The following is an 8,780-nucleotide window of genomic DNA, read 5'->3' as shown; positions in this document are numbered from 1 at the left end:
AAGTCAATCTTTTCAATATCTTCCTTTTTCTTCCTTATATCGAACTGACGTTAAATTAAGAAAAATTCAATCCCTTAAGATAGAATATAGATTCATATAAAGTTCTCAAGCCAAGATCCCACACGGCCAGCTTTTACTATTTTAATCCTAAAAAACCTTAATTGGTTTTCAAATTTAATAATTTTACTCATCCTCCTTTTCAATCGTCGTATAGAATTAATGTAATGCATTTGGAGATGACGTGTGGGTAGTCCCTATAAGTCGTCTTTGGTCCTAATTTTTTTTAAATTTTTTTCTTTTTAAAGAGATTGACAGTCTGCCTTCTTACTTTTAAGTTAGCGCTCACACCAGGGGTGCCAAATTATTTGGCTGAGAAAATACCCTTATGGGACACCTATAATGTCCCTTCACCTGATCTTGGTAATGCCTGCGTAGGGAGCGTGAGAATGAAGAGAACATCCACAAGACGGTTTGTTCCTATTTTGCTTGGAACAATCTTTGAGTATTACGATGTCGCCCTCTATGGCTTTTTAGCCATTCCCTTTTCAAAGTACTTTTTTCCAGCCCAAGAAGCTTCTGTTTCACTCTTGGAAACCTATGGCATCCTCGCCCTTGCTTCCCTTGCAAAACCTCTTGGAGCTTTGTTTTTTAGCTATCTTGGAGATAAATTTGGGCGTAAATTAGCTTTAAGCTATAATCTAATTGGAGTTGGGGTTCCGACACTTCTTATCGCTCTTCTGCCGGGATATAATACTCTTGGGGCTTGGTCCCCCGTTTTCCTTCTTATCTTACGCGCTTTTCAAAACTTTTTTTTAGGAGGTGAATTTGATGGAGCTTCCCTTTATATTTTTGAACATTCCCGTCCAAAGCAAAAATGTTTTACAAGCAGCCTTCTTTTTCTATGTTTTAGCATCGGAACGTTTTTAGCTTCTTCTGTTGTCACGCTTACGGCTCAGTTTAATATGCCTTCTTGGAGTTGGCGCTTGGCTTTTTTGGGAGGAGGAATCTTAAGCTTTCTTGTTGTCTATCTCAGGTCTTTTCTTCACGAAACACCTCTTTTCTTAGAGCTTCAAAAAGACGATTCTCCGCTTTTAAGAAAAACCTTCTTGAAACATATCCCTGCTTTTTTCGCAACATTCTTTATTATGGGATCGGTAGGAGGATGTTTTCAATTTTGTTTTTATTTCTTAGGCCCCCATCTCACTGAAAACCTACACCTCCTGCCTTTTTTAAAAGTTTCCGAAGCCACCTCTTTGGCATTGCTTTTCTATACCTTTAGTTTTCCACTTGGAGGGATTTTGGGAGATATTTTAGGAGCACGACGTTTGTTAAAATTGTCTGCTTGTTTTTTAATTCTTCTTGCGTCTTTTAGCCTCAATCTTCCTTTTCTCAAAAATTATTTCCCCATCGTTTTAAGCATAAGTGGCATTCTCTTAGGCATGATGTCACCCACAGCGTATGTTTTAATCATGGATTTGTTTCCAAAACAAATCCGATACCGTGGCTTAAGTATTGGGCATACCTTGGCCAACATTATTTTTGCAAAAAATACGCCTTTTGTCTCCCAAGTACTTTTTCAACAAACGGATATTCCAATGGCCCCTCTTTTATATTTTCTTTTTCTTACGTGTATGACATTATTGGGTCTCTTACTCGAATCCCTCAGCATCAAGAAGAGCTCCTTATGACCCTCCTTATCGCCAGCTGGAATGTAAATTCCATCCGTGCCCGCCTTGAAAATGTTTTAAATTGGATGCGTTCTAAAAATCCAGATATCCTTCTTCTTCAAGAAACAAAAGTTCAAAATCAAGATTTCCCAAAAGAACTTTTCGAAGATCTCGGATATAACCTCGCTCTTTTTGGACAAAAAACATATAATGGTGTCGCTATTCTTTCAAAAAGTCCCTTGGAAGATATACGCTTCGGTCTCACAAGTGGTTCAGAAGAGGCGCGTTATATTGAAGCTTTCACCTCTGGTGTGCGGATTGCAAGCATTTATGTTCCCAATGGACAAGCAAAAGATTCCCCTAAATTTCCATATAAGTTAAATTTTTTTAAAGATCTTCAAACACGTATCAAAACGCTTCTTTCCTATGATGAAATTCTTGTCTTAGGGGGTGATTTTAATGTCGCACCAACGGATTTAGATGTTCATGATCCTTTTCTTTGGCATGAAAAGATCCTCTGTACTTCTGAGGAGAGACAAGCTTTTCATGCTCTTCTTCATCTTGGCATCTTTGATGCTTTAAGATGTCTTCATCCTAAAGATCCTCTTTATACCTGGTGGGATTATAGAGCCAACTCTTATCAACGAAACAATGGTCTTCGAATTGATCATTTTTTAGCATCTTCCCAAGCTTTAGATTGTCTTGAAAAAGCAAATGTCGATATCCAAGAACGTGGTCTTGAAAAAGCTTCCGATCATGCTCCGATTTGGTTAACATTAAAAAAATAATTTAAAAAAAGTCTTTGAGACCGCATTGACGCTTTGAAAGAGAAGGGGTATGCTGAAATAAAATAAGGAGAATGGAAATGGTACAAGTAAAAATTACAGGTCGACATATCGACATTGGGGAGTCTCTTCAGACGCATATTCGGGAGCATTTTTCAACGGTTGCTTCTCGTTATTTTGGACGTACCGTTGATGGATCCGTTACCCTTACAAAGTCTGGATCTCAAATCCATGTTGATATTGGTGTTCATCCAGGCCGGAGCCTTGAAATCCATGTAAAAGGAGATGGCCTAGATCCTTATCACGCTTTTGATGCAACGCTGGACAAACTGAATGTACGGATGCGCCGTTATAAATCTCGCCTAAGAGACCATCAGAGCATCCCGCGGGAAGATAACGCCATTCATCGGGGGCTCCAATACATCCTTCCCAACCAAGATATTGATATTGATAATGTGGAAGAGGAAATTTCCGACGCAGCTCCCGCTGTTATTGCCGAAATTGAAACAGACATTCCATCTTTATCTCTCCCAGAAGCTCTCATGCATCTTGATCTTTCTCAACACTCAGCCCTTTTCTTTAAGAACAAAGGAACTGGAAACTTTAACATGGTCTACATAAGACCGGATGGAAATATTGGATGGGTGGATCCCGATGCAAAGGCAAAATCGATTCGTATTACAGCCTAAAGTTTTAATTTTTAAAGTATAAAAAAGGCTTTCCAAATATTGGAAAGCCTTTTTTAAGATAACATCAAATTTTTAAGGTATTAGGACTCAACCGGAGCATCAATAAGAAGTCCGCAAAGTTGATGCAACATGAGATTCGTCCGAGCAGTCGCACCAGCTGCGCATCGTCCAGCTTGTTCAGTCGTCATTATGAAAAAGTTATAGAGAATATCATTTGTTTGAGTCCTTAAATGAGGTTTGTTATCCCAAACACGTTTTGCAAGGAACAACGGATGAAGCAATCGGCTGGAATGTCCTTCATCTGCAAACCCAAACTTAACAATTCGCTTTGAAAATTCTTTAATCTCAGCATCGTTTAATTGACCTCTTTTAAATCTATAATAAAGGTCAGAAAAACCTGGGCCACCATGTTGGTTCTGGGCAAAATAACTTTCAAATTGTGGAACACTTTGTGCCGAATTCATAAAACTTTCAATAACTGGGCTCGTAAGATCCAGGTGTTTTCCCGTATTTAAAGTCTCATAAAATGTAACAATCTCATTTTGAAGATGGGAACAGGCTTGAGAAGGATATTGTACAACATGTTCAAGAGGATTTTCATAACGCAAGCCATGAAGTTCCAGTACTCTCGGCAGAAGGGTCCTTAAGCGATTTAAAAGCACCTCTCCTCCGCCAAGCTTCTTTTGTGAGAACTTCATAATCCCTTCATAAGCTTCACTTCCGTCAGCTCTCTGGGTCCTCGCAATTGCATCAACCGTGGTGCAAATTCCATTGTACTCTTCTCTTAAAAGAGATCTTCTTTCCTCTTGCTGTGCTCTAAGTGCCGCAGCAGCTGCTTCTCTTGCTGCGCGTGCACGTTCTTCTTCCAACTGGCGCTCTACTTCACGTCGCTGAGCTTCCTGTGCTTGAGCAAGACGGCGAGCCGCTTCCTCTTCAATTCTTAAACGTTCTATTTCTGCTAAACGGGCTGCTTCTTCTCTTGCTTCAATTTCCCTTCTGCGTTCCTCTTCTGCTCTGCGCTGAAGAGCTGCAGCTTCGTCTGCCCGCCGTTGTTCTTCTTCTCTTAAACGTTGCGCTTCTGCTTCTGCGATAGCACGCTTTCTTTCCACTTCTGCACGTAAGACAGGATTAACATCCACCATTTTATTTTCAATAAGAGTTGGATTTAATTTATTCAATTCAACCCCTATGCGATCCCATACATCAAGATAGACTTCTTCTGCCTCAACATCAGATTGTGACCCTCTATAATCAGGAATAAGAAATTGCCTCAAACCTGATGAAGTCTTCGGAAAATCTAGTAAACCTCTATGAATAAGCAAAACATTCCTGACAAGGTCCAAGGAAACTTGGCAAAAGGTTTCAAATTCTTGAAGAGGAACAACAAACATATCACCTTCTAAGACATGCTTTTGTAGTTGCGGTATTTTTGGTGCCATTTCATTTAATTGCTGTTCAAAGAAAGTATATCCTCTCTCTGCTGCCTCCCATATGTTCTGACCTCCATTTTTAGATTTGTATTTCTCTCTCATCTTTTTGAAAAAAGAAAGGTTGCTTCTTACAAGCCCTACTTTGTCATTTATCCAGTTCAAATAAGGAGGGCTCATTAAGACGGAGGAACTCTGACCTGTAGAAGCAGGTTGCGCCTCTTGAATAGCACCAACTACCTCTTCCATAAGTTGGGTTATAGATTCTTTGAAGGGAGAATACACTGCCTTACTAAACTCGAAAATGTAATCTTTTTCTTCTTGTGAGAGATCCTCATATGTTCTTCCTGCAACAGCAGCTGCAGCTGGAAGAACAGCAGCACTCCTTCTTTCCTCTTCCTGCATTGCACATACCGGCTCAATATTTTGTAAAAACGAAGCAAGAACAAGAATAGAACATGCTACTTTTTTCATAAATTTCATATAATTCATTGTATATTTCTCTTTCTTAATTAAATAAAAAATAGTCAAAATAGGTCTTTATTTAAAAAAAATAATTGATTTAGATATTTTAAATATTTCCATATATAAACAATATATAAGCTATTAGATTTAAGATTTCAAGGTTCATGACATATAATTTTGTTAAAATAATAGACTCGCTACCTTATTTCAGAAAAATTATTTTTTAAAATTTCTTTTTCTTCTTTTACCAGAATCTCTCTGATCACTTTTAACTCAGCAATTTCTTGATTCAAATCTAAAAGGGCTTTTTGGCCTTCTCGAGCTAAGCTTTCAAGAAGCAAGCGTATGCGCGTATATTCGTGAGGAGATGAGAAAAGAAGAGACTTTTGAATAATAGGCTTTGAAAACTCAAGAAGAGCAGCGAAAATTTGTTCCGTTTCTTCTTGTCTTTTCAAAAGATTTTTTGATTTTTCTTCCAACACTTGCGTAAGCTTTTCAATGGCATTTTGAGAATGTTGAACAAGAAGAGAAGTTGAAGAGAAACTCTTATTAAAAGATAAAAACATAAAAAACTGAACTAAGAGAAAAAAAAATGCTCTTTTTTTAACAAAATCCATTTAAGACCCTTTCCGAATCAAGAGAGAATGACCCGTCATCTCATTAGGAATCGGAAGATCCATCAAATCAAGAATTGTTGGTGCAACATCCGCCAACGTTCCATTTTGGAGTCCTTGAATTCCTTTCTCAAGAGGGATATTCATCAAAAGACAGGGCACAGGAGAACAGGTATGCGCAGTATGGGGAGCTTTTGTGTCATCTTCTTCCATTTTTTCAATGTTTCCATGGTCTGCTGTGATTAAAAGAATACTATCTGTCTCTTGAACACCTTTGAGAATTTTTCCCAAACACGCATCTAAAACTTCAACGGCTTGAATGGAAGCTTGCAAATTTCCTGTGTGGCCCACCATATCTGCATTTGCAAAGTTAACAATATAAACATCATACTGTTTTTTTGAAAGAGCCTCCAAAAGAGCTTCAGTGATCTCATAAGCAGACATTTCCGGCTTTAAATCATAAGTCGAGACTTTAGGAGATGGAATTAAAATTCGATCTTCTCCCAAAAAAGGGGCTTCGCGTCCCCCATTAAAGAAAAAAGTTACGTGTGCATATTTTTCTGTCTCTGCAAGATGGAGTTGGGTCAGTCCTTCTTTTGAAATAACTTCTCCCAATGTTTTTTCTACCTTTTCAGGTAAAAACAATGTTTCCATCCAAGGTGTCAAATGATCAGAATATTTTGTCATTCCAACAACCTTTGAAAACTTAAGGTTAGATTTTCGATCAAAAGAATGAAAATTTGGAACAATGAGCGCTTCAAGAATCTCTATCACGCGATCTGCTCTAAAATTAAAGCAAAGAAGACCATCACCTTCTTGAACTCCTGAATAATCTCCAATTACTGTCGGAAAAATAAATTCATCTGTAATCTTTTCTGCATACGAAATTTCAAAAGTTTCAAGAGCAGAAGAGGATTTAACTCCTTCTCCATAGGCAATCGCATTAAATGCTTTTTCAACGCGAGGCCATCGCTTATCCCGATCCATGCCATAAAATCTTCCCGCAAGTGTTGCCACATGAACAAAAGAATCTGTTGAAAGCTTTTGAAATAAAGGATCAAAAAAAGCTTCGTAATATCCTAAAGCACTTGTGGGCGGCGTATCTCTGCCATCCAAAAAAAGATGTAAATAAAGAGGAATCCTCTGGGCATTCAAAATTTCAATGAGCACTTTTAAATGATTCATATGAGAATGAACCCCTCCTGGGGAAAAAAGCCCCATAAGATGACATGCTTTTTTGTTTGTTTGAAGTGTCAGAATTAAATCTTGTAAAGCAGGATTCTCTGACAAAGTCTTTTCAGAAATGGCTTTATTAATACGTGGGAGAGACTGAAGTATAACCCGGCCGGATCCCAGAGCTAAATGCCCAACTTCAGAGTTTCCCATTTGACCTGCTGGAAGACCTACAAAAGACTCAGAAGCTTCTAAGCTGCTCTTAAAAGCTTTTTTCATAAAAGCATCCCAATTCGGTGTTTTTGCTTCATTAATGGCATTATAAACATTCTCTTCTCCTTCTCCCCAGCCATCTAAGATACAAAGAACCAGAGGATGCTTTAGAAGTGCGTGAGAAGGTGATGAACGTAAACTCATAGAAAAGCTCCTAAAGATTAAGATCCACGATGATAAGGATGATGATTCAAAATTTGTTGCACGCGATAGATTTGTTCAATTAAAAGAATCCGAACAAAGTCATGGGGCCATGTTTGAGCGCCAAAAGAAAACATTCGATCTGCCTTTTTCTTTAAAGAGTCTTCTATGCCATCAGCTCCACCTATTAAAAAAGACATCTGTTTGGTTCCTAAAAGATGATGTTTTTCGATAAAAGAAGCAAAATTTACGGTTGAAATATTCTCTCCTTTTTCATCCAAAATAACAAGAAAACTTTGAGGATTCAGGACCTTGAGAATATTTTGAGCTTCTTGAAATTTATCTCCCACTTTTGAAGCAGGAACTTCCGTTATTTCCAAAGACCAGAGAAGACGTTTTTTATACGTATCCCAAAGCTCCTTAAGAGCAAGAGACTTTAAAGACCCAACGGCAATAAGTTGAAGCTTCATCGTGTTTCAGGAGATTGAAGACCACGCTTTGCAGAAATATTTTTCTCTCCTTCTGTCCAAAGTGTTTCAAGGTTATAATGGGCCCGTGTTTCTGGTTTAAAAAGATGGACAATAACATCATTGAGATCGATTAAAACCCATTCTCCTTCACTCCGTCCTTCAATCGAAAGAGCATATATCTTTTCTTTATGAAGCATTGCTTCAAGTGTCTCAGCAAGGGAAGAGACCTGACGTGACGATGTTCCCGAGGCTAAAACCATAAAATCTGTTAAAGCAGACTTGCCGCGTACATCAATCACATGAATCTCCGTTGCTTTCTTTTCATCCAAAATCTTTACAATCAAATCTTTTAATTGCTCAGATGAAACAGGTGTTTTTATGTCTTTTTGTGTAGGTGACATGTAATTTCCTTCTCAATCATAGGAGTTAAATGGGACTTTTCTTTTTATAGCAAAAAATTATAGAAAAAGCATTACAGCTTTGCACAATGTATTTTAATAAGATTTAAGATGTCTTCAAATTCAGGTTTTTTAAATCTTTTTCCTCTAAAAAGAGTTAATTGGCCATTCTTGAGGAACGCTTACTGGATATTTCATGAAGAACTTTCATATAGTTATAAGAAGTTTGTCATGTCTTATCAAGCTAAGTTATTTATTTTAGAGATTCTCATTATTAATCATAAAGCCTGCATACTGCTAATAGGCGAATTATTAAAAACAGACGAGCTTTTTATGATAAAAATTTAAAATAAGAGGACTTAAAAAAATACAACCTGTTTTTAAAAAGTAATACTTCTTTTAAAAAATATATTGATTAGATTTAGGTATTACCTTAATATATATTGTAAGAATTTCTATAAAAGTTAAGGAACCATCATGTATTGCTCAACTGTCACACAAAAAGGACAAATTACAATTCCAGTTCATTTCCGAAATTCTCTGGGAATTAAAGAAGATGATAAAGTTGAATTTATTGCAAGCTCAAAAGGTATTACCCTTGTGCCTTTCAAGAAAAAATCTATTTTAGGGCGTGTCATCAATTAAATTGACAAAGAAGGAGAGAGAAGAGATATTGAG

At 37.4% G+C, this 8,780-nt stretch carries 9 protein-coding genes and 1 riboswitch; of the genes, 4 read left to right on the top strand and 5 right to left on the bottom strand.

Annotation, left to right across the window (positions count from 1 at the left end; genetic code table 11):
* Window positions 1-339: 339 nt before the first annotated feature.
* A riboswitch (TPP riboswitch) is annotated at window positions 340-456 on the top strand.
* The 3 genes from JSS34_07760 (at window position 447) to raiA (ending at window position 3,141) form a co-directional block, all read left to right on the top strand.
* Complete coding sequence (locus tag JSS34_07760; GenBank protein MBS0186211.1) at window positions 447-1,688, top strand: MFS transporter; 1,242 nt, start codon at window positions 447-449, stop codon at window positions 1,686-1,688. Its footprint overlaps the riboswitch before it by 10 nt.
* Window positions 1,685-2,455 carry an exodeoxyribonuclease III gene (gene xth / locus JSS34_07755; protein MBS0186210.1) on the top strand — a complete coding sequence of 257 codons (771 nt, stop codon included), beginning with the start codon at window positions 1,685-1,687 and terminating at the stop codon, window positions 2,453-2,455. Before JSS34_07760 ends, xth begins: the two co-directional genes overlap by 4 nt.
* A 77-nt stretch (window positions 2,456-2,532) precedes the next feature.
* A complete protein-coding gene (raiA, locus tag JSS34_07750) occupies window positions 2,533-3,141 on the top strand; it encodes a ribosome-associated translation inhibitor RaiA (protein MBS0186209.1) in 609 nt (202 codons plus the stop codon).
* A gap of 80 nt (window positions 3,142-3,221) precedes the next feature.
* Here raiA and JSS34_07745 read toward each other — a convergent pair whose 3' ends face one another.
* The 5 genes from JSS34_07745 to rsfS form a co-directional block, all read right to left on the bottom strand.
* The gene (locus tag JSS34_07745) at window positions 3,222-5,060 is read right to left on the bottom strand and encodes a hypothetical protein (protein MBS0186208.1); all 1,839 of its coding nucleotides are present in this window, start codon (window positions 5,058-5,060) and stop codon (window positions 3,222-3,224) included.
* A 170-nt stretch (window positions 5,061-5,230) separates the two neighbouring features.
* Window positions 5,231-5,650, bottom strand: coding sequence for a hypothetical protein (locus tag JSS34_07740; GenBank protein ID MBS0186207.1), 420 nt, complete (start codon window positions 5,648-5,650; stop codon window positions 5,231-5,233).
* Complete coding sequence (locus tag JSS34_07735) at window positions 5,651-7,237, bottom strand: 2,3-bisphosphoglycerate-independent phosphoglycerate mutase (protein ID MBS0186206.1); 1,587 nt, start codon at window positions 7,235-7,237, stop codon at window positions 5,651-5,653.
* Between the two features lie 17 nt (window positions 7,238-7,254).
* Window positions 7,255-7,704 (bottom strand): 23S rRNA (pseudouridine(1915)-N(3))-methyltransferase RlmH, encoded by a 450-nt coding sequence (locus JSS34_07730; protein ID MBS0186205.1) that lies wholly within the window; start codon window positions 7,702-7,704, stop codon window positions 7,255-7,257.
* Window positions 7,701-8,105, bottom strand: a complete 405-nt coding sequence (rsfS, locus tag JSS34_07725; protein ID MBS0186204.1) for a ribosome silencing factor — start codon at window positions 8,103-8,105, stop codon at window positions 7,701-7,703. The genes JSS34_07730 and rsfS overlap by 4 nt, the downstream gene beginning before the upstream one ends.
* 474 nt (window positions 8,106-8,579) lie before the next feature.
* On the opposite strand from rsfS, the gene JSS34_07720 reads away from it, so the two are divergent.
* Window positions 8,580-8,747 carry an AbrB/MazE/SpoVT family DNA-binding domain-containing protein gene (locus JSS34_07720; GenBank protein MBS0186203.1) on the top strand — a complete coding sequence of 56 codons (168 nt, stop codon included), beginning with the start codon at window positions 8,580-8,582 and terminating at the stop codon, window positions 8,745-8,747.
* The last annotated feature ends 33 nt before the right edge of the window (window positions 8,748-8,780 follow it).

The organism is Pseudomonadota bacterium (assembly GCA_018242545.1).
GTDB lineage: Bacteria > Pseudomonadota > Alphaproteobacteria > 16-39-46 > 16-39-46 > 16-39-46.
This window is presented reverse-complemented; position numbering and strand designations above follow the sequence as displayed.

Bases quoted from the DNA above. Each gene is read 5' to 3' on its own strand.
- JSS34_07760 (MBS0186211.1), top strand. From the start codon at position 447: ATGAAGAGAACATCCACAAGACGGTTTGTTCCTATTTTGCTTGGAACA.
- xth (MBS0186210.1), top strand. From the start codon at position 1,685: ATGACCCTCCTTATCGCCAGCTGGAATGTAAATTCCATCCGTGCCCGC.
- raiA (MBS0186209.1), top strand. From the start codon at position 2,533: ATGGTACAAGTAAAAATTACAGGTCGACATATCGACATTGGGGAGTCT.
- JSS34_07745 (MBS0186208.1), bottom strand. From the start codon at position 5,060: ATGAATTATATGAAATTTATGAAAAAAGTAGCATGTTCTATTCTTGTT.
- JSS34_07740 (MBS0186207.1), bottom strand. From the start codon at position 5,650: ATGGATTTTGTTAAAAAAAGAGCATTTTTTTTTCTCTTAGTTCAGTTT.
- JSS34_07735 (MBS0186206.1), bottom strand. From the start codon at position 7,237: ATGAGTTTACGTTCATCACCTTCTCACGCACTTCTAAAGCATCCTCTG.
- JSS34_07730 (MBS0186205.1), bottom strand. From the start codon at position 7,704: ATGAAGCTTCAACTTATTGCCGTTGGGTCTTTAAAGTCTCTTGCTCTT.
- rsfS (MBS0186204.1), bottom strand. From the start codon at position 8,105: ATGTCACCTACACAAAAAGACATAAAAACACCTGTTTCATCTGAGCAA.
- JSS34_07720 (MBS0186203.1), top strand. From the start codon at position 8,580: ATGTATTGCTCAACTGTCACACAAAAAGGACAAATTACAATTCCAGTT.